Below are 16,610 nucleotides of genomic sequence, written 5' to 3' on the forward strand. Positions count from 1 at the left end.
CGTTTTTCCTGTGGCGCGTGTGCCACAGCGTTTCGGGGCGGCAGGACGTAATGGATAATTGCCGCGCGATGACGACCCTGCCCATTCTCCCGGTTTTGCTTCCCGCTGGCGCCGAAGGCCGCATCGGCGTCGGTCTTGCTTGCTGCGCGCGCGTCTGCGGGGTGGATGGATGACGCCGCGCCCGCTTCCGCGTTCGTTCCGCCACCCTGGCGCGTGGTTGCTTGGGCTCCTCGCGGTGTTCGCGATCAGTGGCCTCCTGCCGTCGGCGTCCTTGTTCGCCGCGCCGGAGGACTATCTGCCGCTGCACAGCGCGCTGGAGTTCTTCTCGATTTCCGTGGCCGCGATGGTGTTCGCGCTCGGCCTCAACCTGCGCCACACCGAGCGCGGCGGACGGCTCGCCTGGCTGGGCGCCGTGTTCCTTGCCGTGGGCTTGCTCGATTTCGCCCATACCCTGTCCTACCCGGGCATGCCCGCCTTCGTCACGCCGAGCAACGCCGACAAGGCCATCCACTTCTGGCTCGCCGCCCGCCTGGTGGGCGCGCTCGGCCTATTGGTCTATGTCTTCATGCCCGAGCGCCGTTGGTCATCAGTGGCCGTGGGCTGGGTGAGCCTGCTTGCCGCTGCGCTCGCGCTGGCCTGGACCGGGTTCGTTCTCGCCTACCAGGACGTGCTGCCCCGCATGTTCGAGCCGGGGCGCGGGATGACGTCGTCGAAGGTGGCGGCGGAGTACCTGCTGTCGGCGCTCTATTTGCTTGCAGCGGTCCTGCTCGCGCGACGCGGTGTGCGCGACCGCGATCCGAGCGCGCCCTGGCTCGCGGCGGCGGCGGGTGTACTCGTGCTCACCGAGCTGTATTTCACGCTCTACAAGGAGCTCACCGACCTCTTCAACATCCTCGGCCATGTGTACAAGGCGGCTGCCTTCGCGATGATCTATCGCGCGGTGTTCGTCGCCGGGGTTCGCGAGCCGCAGCAGGCGCTTGCGCGCGAACGCGCCTTGCTGCGCGGGCTGATCGATTCGGTGCCGGACCTGATCGCCTTCAAGGACACCCAGGGGCGCTACCTCGGCTGCAATCGGGCGTTTGCCGAGGCCTATGGGGTGAGCGAGGCGCAGCTCGTCGGCCAGCGTGACGCCGACGTCTTTCCGGCTCATCCAGCGCTCGCGGGCGCCGAGGCCGGGCTGGCGATCGTGAGCGCCCCGGAACACCACGAGGAGTGGCTCGAAGGGCGCGATGGACGCATGCGTCTGCTCGATACCCTGCGCACGCCCTATCGTGACCGGGACGGCGAGTGCCTGGGCGAGATCCGCATCAGCCGTGACTTCACCGAGCGGCGCAGGATCCGCGAGCAGATCGCCGAGCGCGAGCGGCGCGTGATGCTGGCGCTCGAGGGCGCAGGACTGGGGCTGTGGGACTGGGACGTGCCGAGCGGCCAGGCGAGCTTCAGCCCGGTCTGGATGCGCATGCTGGGGTATGTCGCCGACGAGCTGCCGCCCCACGTCTCGAGCTGGGAGGCGCTCGTCCATCCGGATGACTGGAACGATATCCGCGAGACCCTCGAGCCTCACCTGCGCGGCGTCACAGACGCCTATCGGGCCGAGTACCGCCTCAAGCACAAGGACGGGCACTGGGTGTGGGTGCTCGGCGCCGGTCGGGTGCTCGATCGCGGCGACGAGGGCGAGCCGCTGCGCGTGGTGGGTATCCACGAGGACATCTCGCCGCGCAAGGCCATGGAGGAGAGTCTGCTTCAGCTGGCCACCAGCGATCCGCTCACCGGATTGTGGAATCGCCGCCACTTCACCGAGATGGTGCGCGGCGAGCTCGGGCGGGTGCGTCGTGGCCAGTCGCGCGCCGCACTGCTCCTCCTCGACCTGGATTTCTTCAAGCGCATCAACGACACCTACGGCCATGCGGCCGGGGACGAGGTCCTGCGCCACTTCACCGCGACCGTGAGCACCCAGCTCCGCGAGGCCGACGTGTTCGCGCGTCTCGGCGGCGAAGAGTTCGCGATCCTGTTGCCCTGTATCGACGCGCTCGGGGCCGTGCGCGTGGCTGACCGTCTGCGCCGGATCGTGGCCGAGTCGCCCGCTGTGTTCGAGTCACAGGACCTGCGCTATTCGGTGAGCATCGGCGCGACGATGCTCGATGGCGAGGACGAGGGCTACGAGGGCTCCTATGCGCGCGCTGACGAGGCGCTCTATGCAGCCAAGCATGCGGGGCGCAATCGGGTCGTGATGGCCGCGGAAAAAACCGCAGCCCCGGCAGGAGAACCTGCGGGGGCTGCAGCCGTTGTCGCCGACCAGCGCTCGCTGGCGCCCGTTTCGGGCGCAGTTGCGGAGGCGGTGCCGAGTCTGGATCAGCGGTAGCCGGCGCGATCGAAGATGCGCTGGGCTTCGGCGATGGTCGCGGCCAGTTCGCCGATCGGCAGCGTGTCGGCCTTGAACTCGCCGAGCTTGTTGAGCGCGGCGTTGTCGACCTTGACCGAAGCCACCACCGGCCATTCGTTGTTGCCATTGGCGAAGTAGGCCTGCGCGTCGTCCGAAGCCAGGTACTCGAGGAACTTGACGGCGGCTTCCTTGTTCGGCGCGTGCTTGAGCATGCCGGCGCCCGAGACGTTGATGTGCGTGCCCCAGGTCGCCTGGTTCGGCCATACCGCCTTGATGCGGGCCACGGCTTCCTGGTCTTCGGGTTTCTGGGAGTTCATCAGGCGCGCGAGGTAGTAGCTGTTGGCGATCGCGACCCCGCATTCGCCCGCTGCAACGGCGCGGATCTGATCGGTGTCGCCGCCCTTGGGTGCGCGTGCGAAGTTGGCCACGATGCCGCTCGCCCACTTCTCCGTGGCCTCGGCGCCGTTGTGCTTGATCATCGCCGCGCCCAGCGAGAGGTTGTACGGGTGGCTGCCCGAGCGGGTGCACACCTTGCCCTTGAGCCCCGGATCGGCGAGCTGCTCATACGTCTGCACCTGCTCGGCCTTGACCAGCTCGGGGTTGTACACGATCACGCGGGCGCGGGTCGAGTAGGAGTACCAGTTGTCCGCGCGCAGGTGCGCCGGAATGCGCGCCTCGATCGCGGCCGACTTCACCGGCGCGAAGATCCCCAGTTCGTCCGCCTTGCCGAGGCGCGAGGCATCGACCGTGATGAACACGTCCGCCGGGCTGTTCGCGCCTTCGTTGCGGATGCGTTCGAGCAGCTCGTCTTCCTTGGCTTCGATGCGGTTGATCTTGATGCCGGTCTGCTTGGTGAAGTTTCCGTATAGCTGCTCGTCGGTCTGGTAATGGCGCGCCGAGTAGATGTTGAGTTCGGCCGCGGTGGCGGCATTGGACAGGCCGAGGGCGGAAACGAGGGCGGTCAGAAGGATCTTCTTGGTCATGTTGGCAGTGGTCGCTTGAGTGTCATGAAGTGTGAGGATGCGTAGGAGGGATAATAACGAGAAAGATTCGCAGTTGCAAAGCGTTTGCATTGGCGGCATCATGGATGCGAATCATTCGCAATAGTGAGAAGACCATGAACGCACTGCTGGTGGGCGCCGATCGCCTCGGCAACATTCCCGATGTTCTCGACAGCTTCGGCATTCGCATCGCGGGCCATGTGAGCGGGCGCGATACGACGCACCAGCGCCGCACCGCGCCCTTGCCGAGCGGCATCGGCATGGTGATCCTGTTTACCGACTTCCTCGGCCACAACGTGATGCAGCGTTTTCGGGACGCGGCAAGCCGGGAGGGGGTGATGTTCGTATGTTGCCGGCGCTCGACCTGCGCGCTGCAGCAGGCGCTTGGCCGGCGGATGAACGAGCGCTGTGCGAGTTGCCCGGAGGCGTGCCCGAAAGCGGGGCGCAGGCGGAAGTAGGCCGGGAACGTTGAGGTAGACGAAAAAGCCCGGCGCGCGGCCGGGCTTCTTCGTGGATGGGGTGGGGGCTGCCCTCAGCGCAGCGAGATCACACCGCTTGCGGGAACGAGCGCCTCGCCCTCGTCGACGATCCGGCGCGCGCCGTTGAAGCGCTGAGCCCAATATCGGGTGGACATGCTCTCGACGCGAACCTTGCCGCCACTCGAGGGCGCGTGCACGAACTTGCCTTCGCCGAGGTAGATGCCGACATGGGAGAAGGTGCGGCGCATCGTGTTGAAGAACACGAGATCACCCGGCTTGAGTTCCTGGCGGCCGATCTTGTCTCCGACGGTCGCCATCTCGCGCGCGGTGCGCGGCAGGTCGAGCCCGACCGCGTTGCGGAACACGTTGAGCACCAGGCCGCTGCAATCGAGACCCGTCTCGGGCGAGGTGCCGCCAAAGCGATACCGGATACCGAGATAGGACAGCGCTTCGTCGACCAGTTGCTCTGCCGCGCTGGTGTATTCGTCGAAGACGGAAGCCTGGGGGAGTTGCGCCGAATGGACCTGGGCGGCCTGCTCAGTGGCGTGGGCGAGAGGTGCCGACGCAAGCAGTACGGTCAGAGAGAGGACGATAGGGCGCAAAAACATTCGGCGGAATATACGCAGGCAAGGCAGGCTTGTAAACAGGAAATGTCCGCCAACTGCATGCGCGGGCGGGCATTTTTCACGTTTCCGGGCGCTCAGATCTTGAGCTTCTGCCGGTAGGCACTCTGGTGGTCCGCAAGTCCCGCCGGGGTCGAGACCGCGAACGACAGTGCGCGCGCCTGCACCGCAAGGAACAGTTGCGCGATTGCCCAGGCGTCGCCGAGCGCGTGGTGACGCTGAAACGTTTCGATACCGAATGCGGCCATCCAGTCGGCCAGGCGCGCCGGGCGATCGAGCTTCTCCGGGAACAGCGAGGGGAGCAGCAGGTAGAGGTCTATCCAGACGAATGACGGGGTGAAACCGACGTGGTGCTGGAAGGCGCGCTCGAGCATGCTGCGGTTGAACGAGGCGTTGAACACCACGAGCGGATTCTTTCCGGCAAGTCCGAGCAGACCGACGAGGGCGTCGGCCGGCGCAGGCTCGAGTCGGGCGTAGTAGGCGTCTCCGGGATGGAGCAGGCCGGCGTCCACGGCGATGCCACCCACGGCGAGCAGTCTGGCCTGGTCCAGGTCGAGCCCGGTGGCTTCGGTATTGACCACCGTGTAGCGGGTCTCGAAATGGGAACGGTCGAGCACCGGCTCGGGAAGTGCCTGCCAGGCTTGCAGGGTCTCCTCGGCCTGTGCGCCGAGCGTCTGGCCGCCACGCGCGGCCTTGAGGCGGGATAGCCAGCTCATAGCTGGTAGTCCAGCTTGAGGCGCAGCTGGAGCTTGCGGGCCTGACGGAAGGCTTCCTTCAGGATGCGGCGGTCGAGTTCGTTGAGGGACTCCGGATTGACGCGGTTGTCGTCTTCGGAGTCGTGCTCGGTCTCGAGGTGCTGCGAACGCAGGCGCAGGAGCTGGATGAAGTTGAAGCCGTCGACCATCGCGGAGATCTCTTCCGGCGTGATGCCGATCCTGGTGCTTGCCTGGCGCAGGCGCTGGACCGTGCTGCTCGAGTCGACGCCGGTGCGCAGGGCGAGGATGCGGGCGACATCCACGAAGAGCCGCGCGCCCGACTTCTTGAGGTCGATGGTGCCGTCGTCCTCGACCACGAAGTCGCGGATCCGACCAAGTGGCGGCATCACCTTGAGGGCGTTGCCGGCCATCATGCGCAGGAAGGTGCTGTTGCCCTTGGCCGACCTGTTGAGCCAGGTGCGCAGCTGGTCGCCGAAGCGCTCGTTGCCGTAAAGCACGCGGAAGTCGAAAAAGATCGAGGCGTTGAGCAGGGCCTGCGGGTCGGGTTCGCGGATCCAGTCGGCGAAGCGCGACTTCCACTGGTCCAGGGTCAGGCACAGCTCAGGGTTGCTCGCCATGATGTTGCCCTTGCACAGGGGGAAACCGCAGGCGGCGAGGTTCTCGTTGACCGTGCCTGCGAACGCGAGCAGGCGTTTGCGGGCATCCTCGACCTGCTTGGCGTCCTCGGTGCGGAAGACGATCCCGTTGTCCTGGTCGGTGGACAGGGTCTGCTCGTGACGGCCTTCCGAGCCGAAGGCGAACCAGCCGAAATCGATTCCGATGAGGTCGTGCTGCTCGCGGGCGAGCACGATGATGCGGCGGGTCAGGGCGTCGTTGAGCGCGGAGATGAACTGCGTGAGCTGTTCGGCGCCGATGCCCTGGGCGATGAGGTTCAGCGCAAGCTGGCGGATGTCCTTGCTCGCACGCTGCAGGGCGGGAATGTCGGCGGCGTTCTCGATGCCGGCGCGAATCTGGCGCAGGCTGATGCGCTGCAGGCTGAACAGGTCGCGTTCGGACACGACGCCGCGCAGCAGGCCTTCCGAATCGACCACGAGCAGATGGCGGACGCCGTGGGTGGCCATCTCCAACGCCGCGTCATACGCCGAAGCGGTGGCCGGAAGCTGGTGCGGGTTGGCGGTCATGAGCTCGCCGATCGGACGTGCGAGGTCGAATCCGGCGAGGATCACCCGCGGCAGCAGGTCGCTCTGGGTGACCACGCCCACGGGCCGGCGCTCGTCGTCCACCACCACCATGCAGCCCAGGCGCAGCTCGTTCATGCGCTCGAGCGCGTTGCGCGTCGGGGTCTCGGCGGTGACCGACACCGGTTCCTTCTTGATCAGGCGGCCGAGCGTCGTCGTCATCGTCTGCTGGTCGGCAGCACGTTGCGCGAAGCTGGTCTGCAGTTGCTGGCGCGACTGGTTGAGCAGGCTGGCGATGTACTGCGTGCAGAAGAGGTGGAAGACCGGACTGATCTGCATCAGGTGGAGGAAGTCCTCCGCGCCGATCTGGAAGCAGAAGCTGTCCTCCACCGCGATGTACGCGTTCGTTGAAGGACGGCGCGCCGAGATGGCGCCGATCGGAAAGCATTCGCCGGCGCCGAGGGTGAGGCTGTCGTACTCGGTAACGGTGGTCGAGCCGGTCTGGCGCGCCTGCACCTTGCCGCGCTGGACGATGTAGAAGTGGCGCGGTACGCCCATCGCGGGGGTGAGGATGTCGGCGCCGCGCGGATGGAATCCGAGCACCGCGCGCTCGGCCAGGAAGGCGAGCGCTTCCGGCTCCATGCGGTTGAAGGGCGAGAAGTTGCGCAGAAAGTCGGTGCTGGCGCCCACCAGCAGGCTTGCGGCTTCGGTCGTCATGACGGCCCTGTCGTCGAGTGAATCGGCAAATTATATGTGAGCAATCCGCTCGCGCGTGCCCCCCGGCCCGCAAACCTCGGCGCCGCGCCGCCGCTGCGGGGGTGTGCCCGCGCAGCGGCAGGGTTCGGCAGCCCGCTTCGGGCCTCAGAGCACGTCGGCGGCGTAGTCGGCCAGGCGCGAGCGCTCGCCGCGTTGCAGGGTGATGTGGCCGGAGTGTGCCCAGCCCTTGAAGCGATCGACGACGAAGGTCAGGCCGGAGGAGCCCTCGGTGAGGTAGGGCGTGTCGATCTGCGCGATGTTGCCCATGCAGATCACCTTGGTGCCGGGGCCGGCGCGGGTGATAAGGGTCTTCATTTGCTTGGGCGTGAGGTTCTGCGCCTCGTCGATGATCAGGTACTTGTTCAGGAAGGTGCGCCCGCGCATGAAGTTCAGGCTCTTGATCTTGATGCGGCTGCGGATCAGGTCGCGGGTGGCGGCGCGCCCCCAGTCGCCGCCTTCGCCGGCGGTGCCGTTGAGCACGTCGAGGTTGTCCTCGAGCGCCCCCATCCACGGCGCCATCTTCTCTTCCTCGGTGCCGGGGAGAAAACCGATGTCCTCGCCCACCGGTACGGTCACGCGGGTCATGATGATCTCGCTGTAGCGCTTCGACTCGAGCACCTGGGTGAGGCCGGCCGCCAGCGTCAGCAGGGTCTTGCCGGTGCCGGCCTGGCCGAGCAGGGTGACGAAGTCGATCTCCGGGTTCATCAGGAGGTTGAGCGCGAAGTTCTGTTCGCGGTTGCGCGCGGTGATACCCCACACGTTGTTCTTCTGGTGGCTGAAGTCGGTCAGCGTCTCCAGCACCACGCTGCGGCCGTCCTTCTCCTTGACCCATGCCTGCAGCGGGTTGTCGCCATCCTGGTACACGAACTCGTTGACCAGCATCTCCGGGGCGAGTGGCCCGGCAAGGCGGTAGTAGGTGCGTCCGTCCTCCTTCCAGGACTGCATGCCGCGGCCGTGCGTGTCCCAGAAGTCGGCAGGCAACTCGCGCGTCCCCGCGTACAGCAGGTCGGTGTCCTCGAGGACCTTGTCGTTGAAGTAGTCCTGCGCGGCCAGGCCGAGCGCGCGCGCCTTGATGCGCATGTTGATGTCTTTCGACACCAGGATGACGTCGCGACCGGGGGTCTTCTCGGCGAGATACATCACCACCGCGAGGATCTGGTTGTCGCCGCGCGCGGTCGGCAGGGCAGGCGGCAGCTTGATGTCGATCGCCTCGGTCTGCAGGTGCAGGCGCCCGGTGGCCTGGCCGCGCGAGGGGGCGTCGAGCGCGATGCCGGCGGCGATGCCGTCGTCCGAGGTGGAGACGATCTCGTCGAGCATCCGGCTGGCCTGGCGGGCGTTGCGTGCGACCTCGCTGGTGCCCTTCTTGTTGTTGTCCAGCTCCTCGAGCGTCATGATCGGCACGTAGAGGTCGTGCTCCTCGAAGCGGTAGAGGCTGGTCGGGTCGTGCATCAGGACGTTGGTGTCGAGCACGAACAGCTTGGTCGCCGCCGCCTTGCGGACGTTGCGCGGGGCGCGCGGAGCGCGGGCGGGGCGATCGCTCGATGCGAGGTCTTCGGTCGGGGTGGCGGATTTGCGGGTCGCAGGCATGGGGGCAGGGTCCGGTCGTTCGGCGGGGTGCCCGCGCGTTCCGAGCGCGCAGGCGGGCAGGGGCTCAGAGTGCGCGCACGGCGGCCAGCACTTCCTCGGCGTGGCCCGGCACCTTCACGCCGCGCCACTCGCGGGCGATGTTGCCGGCCGTGTCGATCAGGAAGGTGCTGCGCTCGATGCCGCGCACCTGCTTGCCGTACATGTTCTTCATCTTCATGACGCCGAAGGCCTCGCAGGCCTTCTCCTCGGGGTCGGAGACGAGCTCGAAGGGCAGCTCGAGCTTGGCCTTGAAGTTCTCGTGGCTCTTGAGACTGTCACGGCTGATGCCGAGGACCTCGCAGCCGCTGGCAGCGAAATCTGCATGCAGCGCGCCGAAGTCACGCGTCTCGTTGGTGCAGCCCGGGGTGTTGTCCTTCGGGTAGAAATAGACGACCAGCTTGCGTCCGCGCAGCGCGGACAGGGTGACCGTGTTGCCGCCGGTGGCGGGGAGGCTGAAGTCGGGTGCGGGGGTGGCGCTCATCTTGTCTCCTGCGAAGAGCGGGGTTCGAGGGGGCGTTCAGGCCGGCGTCGCGGCGCGCGTGCGTGCCCGTGGGACCGAGGCGGCGCGCGCCGGTTCGCGCGCATCCCGGGTGCGGGCGGCAGGCCGGTCGAGGTTAGCCGATGCGTGCGGGCGGGTGAACAGAATGTTGCGCCGTCGTCGCCGGGCTCGACCGTCAGCCGGTGGCGGTTCAGCGCTCGTAGAGCAGTCCGAGGACGACTGCGCGGCCCTCTCCGACGAGAATGTTGTAGGTGCGGCAGGCAGCCGGGAAGTCCATGAATTCGAAGCCGATGCGCGCCTCGATCAGCGGACGCAGCAACTGTGGCTGAGGAAAGCGCTGGCGCCGGCCAGTGCCGACGATGAGGATCTCCGCGCCCAGGTCGCGGGCGGCGCCGAGATCCTCCGCACGCAGGCCCGAGAGATCTCCGGCAGCTTGGGGTGCCCAGCCGTCCAGCACACGGCCGGCGCTGACGAGCACGTTGCCCTCGTGGCGCACCTTGCTGATCATGACGTGGTCGTCGCCGTAGCCGGTGACGACGTTGGTATTGGCGTTGTTGTCCTGGTAGAGCTTCATCTTCGGATCCTGGGCGCAGCGGGCGCACATCGGTGTGGAGCGGGCACTCGACGGCGAAATTGCCGCAGTGCGGGAGCGGGGCTAAGATAACAATCTTTTGGGGCGCCGATAAACGGTGGCGTCCATTTCCATCTCTCAGGAAGAACTGGCATGAAAGCGGTGAAGACTCTCGAGCTCGCAGCGGCAACTCCGGAACCGGTGTTCAAGGCCGAGGCGGGCGCCGCGGCAGCGCCGCGTCCGATCCGCAAGTCCGCCAAGCTCGCCGAGGTCTGCTACGACATCCGCGGACCGGTGCTGGTGCGCGCCAAGCAGATGGAGGACGAAGGCCACAAGATCATCAAGCTCAACATCGGCAATCTTGCCGCGTTCGGCTTCGACTCGCCCGAAGAGATCCAGATGGACATGATCCGCAACCTGCCCAACGCGGCGGGGTACTCGGACTCCAAGGGCATCTTCTCGGCGCGCAAGGCGGTGATGCACTACACCCAGCAGAAAGGCATCAAGGGTGTCGGCATCGAGGACATCTACATCGGCAACGGCGTCTCAGAGCTGATCGTGATGGCGATGAACGCGCTGCTCGACGCCGGCGACGAGGTGCTGGTGCCGGCGCCGGACTACCCGCTGTGGACCGCGGCGGTGAGCCTGTCGGGCGGCAAACCGGTGCATTACCTCTGCGACGAGAGCAAGGGCTGGATGCCAGACATCGAGGACATGCGCGCGAAGATCACGCCCAACACCCGCGCCATCGTCATCATCAACCCGAACAACCCGACCGGCGCGGTGTATCCGGACGAGGCGCTCAGGCAGATCATCGAACTGGCGCGCGAGCACGACCTCATCCTCTATGCCGACGAGGTGTACGACAAGGTGCTGTACGACGGCGTCAAGCACACCTCGCTCGCGGCACTCTCCGAGGATGTGCTGACGATCATCTTCAACGGGCTGTCGAAGAACTACCGTTCATGCGGGTACCGCGCCGGCTGGATGGTGGTTTGCGGCGACAAGCGCCGCGCAAGCGACTACATCGAGGGGCTCAACATGCTGGCCTCGATGCGCCTGTGCGCGAACGTGCCCGGCCAGTACGCCATTCAGACCGCGCTCGGCGGCTACCAGAGCATCGACGACCTGGTCGCCGAGGGCGGACGGATGCGCCGCCAGCGCGACCTCGCCTGGGCGCTGATCAACGAGATTCCCGGCGTGAGCTGCGTGAAGCCTCAGGCCACGCTCTACATGTTCCCCAAGCTCGACCCCAAGGTCTATCCGATCGAGGACGATCAGGCCTTCATCGCCGAGCTGCTCGAGGAAGAGCGCGTGCTGCTGGTGCAGGGCTCGGGCTTCAACTGGCCGCATCCCGATCACTTCCGTCTGGTCTTCCTGCCCCACGAGGACGACCTGCGCGACGCCATCGGCCGCGTCGCCCGCTTCCTCGAGAACTACCGCAAGCGACACGGAACCTGAGCTCCGGCGCCATCCGGTCCGCGACGTTTCGCTTCTCCATCCGACACTCTTCACACACCACGGAACACACTGCATGAAACCGATCAATGTTGGCCTCCTGGGCATCGGTACCGTCGGCGGCGGCACCTTCACCGTTCTGAAGCGCAACGCGGAAGAAATCACCCGTCGCGCCGGTCGCCCGATCTGCATCACCACCGTGGCCGACAAGAACCTCGAGCTGGCGCGCAAGGTCACCGGCGGCGACGTGAAGATCACCGACGACGCCTTCGCGGTCGTGGCCGATCCCGAGATCGACATCGTCGTCGAACTGATCGGTGGCTATGGCGTGGCCAAGGACCTGGTGCTCAAGGCGATCGACAACGGCAAGCACGTCGTCACCGCCAACAAGGCGCTGCTCGCGGTGCATGGCAACGAGATCTTTGCGGCGGCGCAGAAGAAGGGCGTGATGGTGGCCTTCGAGGCTGCGGTGGCAGGCGGCATCCCGATCATCAAGGCGCTGCGCGAGGGGCTGACCGCGAACCGCATCGAGTGGCTGGCGGGCATCATCAACGGCACCACCAACTTCATCCTGTCCGAAATGCGCGACAAGGGCCTGCCCTTCGCCGAAGTCCTCAAGGAAGCGCAGGCGCTCGGCTACGCCGAGGCCGATCCGACCTTCGACATCGAGGGCGTCGACGCCGCGCACAAGGCGACGATCATGAGCGCGATCGCCTTCGGCATCCCGATGCAGTTCGACAAGGCCTACATCGAGGGCATCAGCAAGCTCGACTCGGTGGACATCACCTACGCCGAACAGCTCGGCTACCGCATCAAGCTGCTCGGCATCGCGCGCCGCCGCGAGAACGGCGTCGAGCTGCGCGTGCACCCGACGCTGATCCCCGAGAAGCGCCTGATCGCCAACGTCGAGGGGGCGATGAACGCGGTGCTGGTGCAGGGCGATGCCGTCGGCGCGACGCTGTATTACGGCAAGGGCGCAGGCGCCGAGCCGACTGCCTCGGCCGTGATCGCCGACCTGGTCGACGTCACCCGCCTGCACACTTCCGACCCCGAGCACCGCGTGCCCCACCTCGCCTTCCAGCCCGACCAGGTGCGCGATGTGCCGGTGCTGCCGATCGAGGAGGTGGTGACGTCCTACTACCTGCGCATGCGCGTGGAGGACAAGCCGGGCGTGCTCGCCGACATCACCCGCATTCTGGCCGACAGCGGCATCTCGATCGAGGCGCTGATCCAGAAGGAGGCTGCCGAGGGCGAGTCGCACACGGACATCATCATGCTCACCCACCAGACCGCCGAGAAGAATGCCAACGCGGCGATCGGCAAGATCGAGGCGCTGGCGGTGGTCCAGGGCAAGGTGGTGAAGCTGCGCATGGAAACGCTTTGAGCGCAGGTTCGAAGCATGATTGAAGCCGAGGCCGCGCCGCAGGGTGCGGCCTCGTGCGTTTACGGCCCCGGGTTGCCCCGAGGGCGCGACACGTGGGCGGGGAGAAGGGCATGCAAGGCACGGTGGATCAGGTCTTCGTGGGCAAGGTTCGGCTGCTGTCGATCGATGGCGAACGCAGTGGCATCGTCAAGACGGCGGCCGCCGGGGCAGTGATGCTCACGCCGACGGGCCTCGAGGGTGACGAGCAGGCCGACCTCCGCCACCACGGTGGCGTGGACAAGGCCCTGCACCACTACCCGGTGGAGCATTACGCCCTGCTTGCCGCCGAGTGGCCGCAATGCGCGGGCGCGGTGGGCGCAGGGTTCCTCGGCGAGAACATCAGTACGCACGGTCTCACCGAACACGAGCTCTGCATCGGCGACGTGCTGCGCATCGGCAACGCACGCGTGCAGGTCAGCCAGCCGCGCTCGCCGTGCTGGAAGATCGACCTGCGACTGAAGGTGGATGCTGCATCGCGCTTCGTCGAGGCCGCCGGAATCACTGGCTGGTACTACCGCGTGCTGAATCCCGGGACGATTGCGGCCGGGGATCCGATCGAACTGCTCGAGCGCCCGAACCCCTGGCTGACGATTGCCGAGTACTGGGACGTCGTCACCGCGCATCGGCCCGACCTCGAAATGCTCGCACGCATCGCCGACGCCCGCGGGCTGGCCGCGGACAAGGCCTTGCGCTGGCGTGAGCGCGCCGAGTGGTTGCGTGCGCAGTCCGGTGCGGCCGACAAGTAAGCGCGGCGGGATCCGGCTGTCCGTTCGGTCGCAGGGGTACATAACCCAAGGCGTGCCGACGCTTTGGCGCTGCAGCGTGCCGATTTGGGACTAGACTGAAAACGGATGGAGCCCGTCGGGGGCGCTTCGCATCCACCGCACACCATAACGAGGACCCGCTTGCATGGCGTTCAAGCTCGCCGTTTTCATCGCCATCCTGGTTGCGGTCGCCGTGCTCGGCATGCGGGGCTATTCCGCGACGGTGCGGCGCTTCGAGGCCGAGCGGGCGCGCGGCGAAGACGGTGCCCCCGACGATTCCGTCCCGCCCTGAAGAACAGCCCGGCAGGCGCCGGGGCACACGAGGAGAACCCCATGTCGGCTCATGTCTACAAACTCGTCGAGGTCGTCGGCACGTCTCCGGACGGCGTCGATGCCGCGATCCGCAATGCGGTCGAGACTGCTGCGCGCAGTGTCCGGCACATCGACTGGTTCGAGGTCGTGGAGACCCGCGGCCACGTCGTTGACGGCAAGGTGGCGCACTTCCAGGTCACGCTGAAGATCGGCTTCCGCCTCGAGTCCGAGTAGGCGCACGCGATGCGGCAGGCCCGGCCTGTCGCATCGCGTGCGGCGTGCCTCAGGCCGCGATCGCACCGGTGATCTGATGCAGGCGGCTCAGGGTCGCACCGTCCAGCCCGAGGGCCCCCGCAAGCTCCCTCAGGTAGGCGGCCTCGGCCGGCGTATCGAGATCGATCGCAAGCAGCGAGGCCGCATACACCTCGGCCGCGACCATCTGGTTGGGGACTTCGGCGACGAGCGCGCGAAGATCGAGCGGACGCCGTAGCTCGGCGACGAGAAATTGACGCTCCTCCTCGCTCAGCCCGTCCGCTCCGAGTCGGCCGACGATGCGCTGCACCTCGTCCTCGCCCACCTCGCCATCCGCCTTCGCCGCCGCTACCATGGCGCGCACGACGAGCGCCTCGGTGGCGGGGGTGGTCATGGTCTCGAGTTCGGGCGCAGAAAAGCCAGCGGATTCCGGCGCGATCGCACTCTGGGCGCGGTGATTGTCCGACCAGTTCTTGAGCGCTGCCATCGCGATCGTTGCCAGGATGGTCATCCCGGCGCTGCCTCCTGTCCGGCCGCTGCGCGCGCGGCCGCCACCGAGCAGTCCGCCGAGGAGCTCGCCCAATGCGTCGCCAGCACCGGCGCTGCCAGCCGCAGGCCTGGCGCCCCCGAGCGCACCACCGAGCAACTCGCCCAGGCCGCCGCTGCCGCGCGTTGCCGGACGTCCGCCTCGGAGGGCGCCGCCGAGCAGGTCGCCGAGGCTCCCCGCTCCGCCGCCCTGGGCGCCCAGCAGACCGCCGAGAAGCTCCCCGATTCCACCGGATCCCATCGCGTGGTCGAGGCGCGCACGTCCCTTTCCTGCCATGCCCTGCTGAAGAATCTGGCCCAGGATGTTTCCGAAGTTCATTGCGCACTCCCGTCGCGTGTTGGATGAGTCGATTGTAGCCGCGCCGGAAGGCACCGAGCCGCGGTTGCCGGGCACGTCACCCCGGGCGTGCGCGCCGCCGCATTCGCCTGCATCCGTCCGCACACGTCTGCAAACGGCCGATGCTACAGCCGAATTCGTTAGAATCGCGGCTTTGCGCCCCTTTCTGGCTCCAGTTCGGGCGCGCCGCCAACGTCATCCTCAAGGACTGCCCACGTGAAGTATCTCTCCACCCGCGGCCACGCCGGCCAGCCTGCCAACCCGGAGTTCTGCGACATCCTGCTCGGCGGCCTCGCGCCCGACGGCGGCCTCTACCTGCCCGAGACCTATCCCCAGGTGACGCGCGCGGAGCTCGACGCCTGGCGTGGGCTGTCCTATGCCGAACTGGCATTCGCGATCCTCTCCAGGTTCGTCACCGACATCCCCGCTGCCGACCTCAAGGCGATCTGCGAGAGGACCTACACCGCCGATGTCTATCGCCACGTGCGGGAGGGCGATGACGCGCGCGACATCACCCCGGTGCATTGGCTGGAGAAGGATGCGGAGGGCAAGGGGCGCTTCGGTCTGCTCGAGCTGTCCAATGGCCCCACGCTGGCCTTCAAGGACATGGCGATGCAGCTGCTCGGCAACCTGTTCGAGTACGTGCTGGCCAGGCGCGGCGAGACGATCAACATCCTCGGCGCGACCTCGGGCGACACCGGCTCGGCGGCCGAGTACGCGATGCGCGGCAAGCACGGCGTGCGCGTGTTCATGCTGTCGCCGCACGGCAAGATGAGCGCCTTCCAGCGCGCGCAGATGTACTCGCTGCAGGACGACAACATCTTCAACATCGCCGTCACCGGCATGTTCGACGATGCCCAGGACATCGTGAAGGCGGTCTCCAACGACCACGCCTTCAAGTCGAAGCACAAGATCGGCGCGGTCAATTCGATCAACTGGGCACGGGTCGCGGCGCAGATCGTCTATTACTTCAAGGGCTACTTCGCGGCGACGAAGTCCAACGACGAGCAGGTCGCTTTCTGCGTGCCCTCGGGCAATTTCGGTAACATCTGCGCCGGCCACATCGCGCGCCAGATGGGGCTGCCGGTGGCCAAGCTGATCCTCGCCACCAACGAGAACGACGTGCTCGACGAATTCTTCCGCAGCGGCGTGTATCGCCCGCGCAGGGCGGCCGAGACCCACGTCACCTCGAGCCCCTCGATGGACATCTCCAAGGCCTCGAACTTCGAGCGTTTCGTGTTCGATCTGGTCGGTCGTGATCCGAAGAAGGTCGCCGCGCTGTGGGCGGAGGTGGATGCCGGGCGCGCCTTCGATCTTTCAGGCTCGCCCGAGTTTGCCCGCATCGGCGAGTTCGGTTTCGTGTCGGGGGCGAGCAGCCACGCCGATCGCCTGGCGACGATCCGCAAGGTCTTCGACAAGTACGGCGTGATGATCGACACCCACACCGCCGACGGCGTCAAGGTGGCCTGGGAGCGCGCCGCCGACGTTCCTGAAGGCGTGCCGGTGCTGGTCCTCGAGACCGCCTTGCCGGTGAAGTTCGCCGAGACCATCGTCGAGGCGCTCGGCCGCGAGCCGGAGCGGCCTGCCGACCTCGAAGGCATCGAGAAGCTGCCGCAGCGGGTAGAGGTCATGGCGCCCGACGTGGATGCAGTGAAGCGCTTCGTCGCCGAACGCACCTGATCGCTT

16 protein-coding genes are annotated in these 16,610 nt (G+C 66.9%); 8 read left to right on the forward strand and 8 right to left on the reverse strand.

All coding sequences use genetic code 11. The annotated features are described in order from the left end of the window. The first annotated feature begins 217 nt into the window (after positions 1-217). Complete coding sequence (locus AAG895_RS08640) at positions 218-2,362, forward strand: MASE3 domain-containing protein (protein ID WP_345795089.1); 2,145 nt, start codon at positions 218-220, stop codon at positions 2,360-2,362. On the opposite strand, the gene AAG895_RS08645 is transcribed toward AAG895_RS08640, so the two are convergent. Beyond that, positions 2,353-3,366 carry a Fe(3+) ABC transporter substrate-binding protein gene (locus AAG895_RS08645; RefSeq protein WP_345795090.1) on the reverse strand — a complete coding sequence of 338 codons (1,014 nt, stop codon included), beginning with the start codon at positions 3,364-3,366 and terminating at the stop codon, positions 2,353-2,355. The two genes, AAG895_RS08640 and AAG895_RS08645, sit on opposite strands and share 10 nt — an antisense overlap. A 134-nt stretch (positions 3,367-3,500) precedes the next feature. Between AAG895_RS08645 and AAG895_RS08650 the strand changes: the two genes are divergently transcribed. After that, positions 3,501-3,842, forward strand: a complete 342-nt coding sequence (locus AAG895_RS08650) for a DUF2325 domain-containing protein (RefSeq protein ID WP_345795091.1) — start codon at positions 3,501-3,503, stop codon at positions 3,840-3,842. A gap of 74 nt (positions 3,843-3,916) precedes the next feature. On the opposite strand, the gene AAG895_RS08655 is transcribed toward AAG895_RS08650, so the two are convergent. The 6 genes from AAG895_RS08655 to AAG895_RS08680 form a co-directional block, all read right to left on the reverse strand. Next, complete coding sequence (locus tag AAG895_RS08655; protein WP_345795092.1) at positions 3,917-4,471, reverse strand: C40 family peptidase; 555 nt, start codon at positions 4,469-4,471, stop codon at positions 3,917-3,919. A 92-nt stretch (positions 4,472-4,563) separates the two neighbouring features. Further along, the gene (locus AAG895_RS08660) at positions 4,564-5,202 is read right to left on the reverse strand and encodes a 3'-5' exonuclease (protein WP_345795093.1); all 639 of its coding nucleotides are present in this window, start codon (positions 5,200-5,202) and stop codon (positions 4,564-4,566) included. Next, positions 5,199-7,097: a DUF294 nucleotidyltransferase-like domain-containing protein gene (locus tag AAG895_RS08665; RefSeq protein ID WP_345795094.1), complete on the reverse strand. Its 1,899-nt coding sequence runs from the start codon at positions 7,095-7,097 to the stop codon at positions 5,199-5,201. Before AAG895_RS08665 ends, AAG895_RS08660 begins: the two co-directional genes overlap by 4 nt. Positions 7,098-7,241: 144 nt before the next feature. After that, complete coding sequence (locus AAG895_RS08670) at positions 7,242-8,723, reverse strand: PhoH family protein (protein ID WP_345795095.1); 1,482 nt, start codon at positions 8,721-8,723, stop codon at positions 7,242-7,244. A 64-nt stretch (positions 8,724-8,787) separates the two neighbouring features. Continuing rightward, complete coding sequence (locus tag AAG895_RS08675) at positions 8,788-9,243, reverse strand: peroxiredoxin (protein WP_345795096.1); 456 nt, start codon at positions 9,241-9,243, stop codon at positions 8,788-8,790. Between the two features lie 208 nt (positions 9,244-9,451). Continuing rightward, positions 9,452-9,835, reverse strand: a complete 384-nt coding sequence (locus tag AAG895_RS08680; RefSeq protein ID WP_345795097.1) for an Mth938-like domain-containing protein — start codon at positions 9,833-9,835, stop codon at positions 9,452-9,454. A 150-nt stretch (positions 9,836-9,985) separates the two neighbouring features. Here AAG895_RS08680 and AAG895_RS08685 point away from each other — a divergent pair, with 150 nt between their 5' ends. The 5 genes from AAG895_RS08685 to AAG895_RS08705 all read left to right on the forward strand — a co-directional run bounded on the left by AAG895_RS08685 (position 9,986) and on the right by AAG895_RS08705 (position 14,023). Beyond that, on the forward strand, positions 9,986-11,293 hold the full coding sequence (locus tag AAG895_RS08685; RefSeq protein WP_345795098.1) for a pyridoxal phosphate-dependent aminotransferase: 1,308 nt from the start codon (positions 9,986-9,988) through the stop codon (positions 11,291-11,293). A gap of 73 nt (positions 11,294-11,366) precedes the next feature. After that, complete coding sequence (locus tag AAG895_RS08690; RefSeq protein ID WP_345795099.1) at positions 11,367-12,674, forward strand: homoserine dehydrogenase; 1,308 nt, start codon at positions 11,367-11,369, stop codon at positions 12,672-12,674. Between the two features lie 110 nt (positions 12,675-12,784). Continuing rightward, complete coding sequence (locus tag AAG895_RS08695; protein WP_345795100.1) at positions 12,785-13,459, forward strand: MOSC domain-containing protein; 675 nt, start codon at positions 12,785-12,787, stop codon at positions 13,457-13,459. A gap of 163 nt (positions 13,460-13,622) precedes the next feature. Beyond that, positions 13,623-13,769, forward strand: a complete 147-nt coding sequence (locus AAG895_RS08700) for a hypothetical protein (RefSeq protein ID WP_345795101.1) — start codon at positions 13,623-13,625, stop codon at positions 13,767-13,769. 41 nt (positions 13,770-13,810) lie between these two features. After that, positions 13,811-14,023 carry a dodecin gene (locus tag AAG895_RS08705; RefSeq protein WP_345795102.1) on the forward strand — a complete coding sequence of 71 codons (213 nt, stop codon included), beginning with the start codon at positions 13,811-13,813 and terminating at the stop codon, positions 14,021-14,023. 49 nt (positions 14,024-14,072) lie between these two features. Here the strand turns inward: AAG895_RS08705 and AAG895_RS08710 are convergent, their stop codons facing one another. After that, the gene (locus AAG895_RS08710) at positions 14,073-14,906 is read right to left on the reverse strand and encodes a tellurite resistance TerB family protein (protein ID WP_345795103.1); all 834 of its coding nucleotides are present in this window, start codon (positions 14,904-14,906) and stop codon (positions 14,073-14,075) included. Between the two features lie 234 nt (positions 14,907-15,140). On the opposite strand from AAG895_RS08710, the gene thrC reads away from it, so the two are divergent. Then, positions 15,141-16,604 carry a threonine synthase gene (gene thrC / locus AAG895_RS08715; protein ID WP_345795104.1) on the forward strand — a complete coding sequence of 488 codons (1,464 nt, stop codon included), beginning with the start codon at positions 15,141-15,143 and terminating at the stop codon, positions 16,602-16,604. The last annotated feature ends 6 nt before the right edge of the window (positions 16,605-16,610 follow it).

Source organism: Thauera sp. JM12B12 (assembly GCF_039614725.1).
Classification (GTDB): Bacteria; Pseudomonadota; Gammaproteobacteria; order Burkholderiales; family Rhodocyclaceae; genus Thauera.

What these genes read in the sequence shown, in the direction of transcription:
- AAG895_RS08655 (WP_345795092.1), bottom strand. Translation starts at nt 4,471, where the DNA reads ATGTTTTTGCGCCCTATCGTCCTCTCTCTGACCGTACTGCTTGCGTCG.
- AAG895_RS08660 (WP_345795093.1), bottom strand. Translation starts at nt 5,202, where the DNA reads ATGAGCTGGCTATCCCGCCTCAAGGCCGCGCGTGGCGGCCAGACGCTC.
- AAG895_RS08680 (WP_345795097.1), bottom strand. Translation starts at nt 9,835, where the DNA reads ATGAAGCTCTACCAGGACAACAACGCCAATACCAACGTCGTCACCGGC.
- AAG895_RS08670 (WP_345795095.1), bottom strand. Translation starts at nt 8,723, where the DNA reads ATGCCTGCGACCCGCAAATCCGCCACCCCGACCGAAGACCTCGCATCG.
- AAG895_RS08695 (WP_345795100.1), top strand. Translation starts at nt 12,785, where the DNA reads ATGCAAGGCACGGTGGATCAGGTCTTCGTGGGCAAGGTTCGGCTGCTG.
- AAG895_RS08665 (WP_345795094.1), bottom strand. Translation starts at nt 7,097, where the DNA reads ATGACGACCGAAGCCGCAAGCCTGCTGGTGGGCGCCAGCACCGACTTT.
- AAG895_RS08675 (WP_345795096.1), bottom strand. Translation starts at nt 9,243, where the DNA reads ATGAGCGCCACCCCCGCACCCGACTTCAGCCTCCCCGCCACCGGCGGC.
- AAG895_RS08705 (WP_345795102.1), top strand. Translation starts at nt 13,811, where the DNA reads ATGTCGGCTCATGTCTACAAACTCGTCGAGGTCGTCGGCACGTCTCCG.
- AAG895_RS08685 (WP_345795098.1), top strand. Translation starts at nt 9,986, where the DNA reads ATGAAAGCGGTGAAGACTCTCGAGCTCGCAGCGGCAACTCCGGAACCG.
- AAG895_RS08710 (WP_345795103.1), bottom strand. Translation starts at nt 14,906, where the DNA reads ATGAACTTCGGAAACATCCTGGGCCAGATTCTTCAGCAGGGCATGGCA.
- AAG895_RS08645 (WP_345795090.1), bottom strand. Translation starts at nt 3,366, where the DNA reads ATGACCAAGAAGATCCTTCTGACCGCCCTCGTTTCCGCCCTCGGCCTG.
- AAG895_RS08650 (WP_345795091.1), top strand. Translation starts at nt 3,501, where the DNA reads ATGAACGCACTGCTGGTGGGCGCCGATCGCCTCGGCAACATTCCCGAT.
- AAG895_RS08690 (WP_345795099.1), top strand. Translation starts at nt 11,367, where the DNA reads ATGAAACCGATCAATGTTGGCCTCCTGGGCATCGGTACCGTCGGCGGC.
- AAG895_RS08700 (WP_345795101.1), top strand. Translation starts at nt 13,623, where the DNA reads ATGGCGTTCAAGCTCGCCGTTTTCATCGCCATCCTGGTTGCGGTCGCC.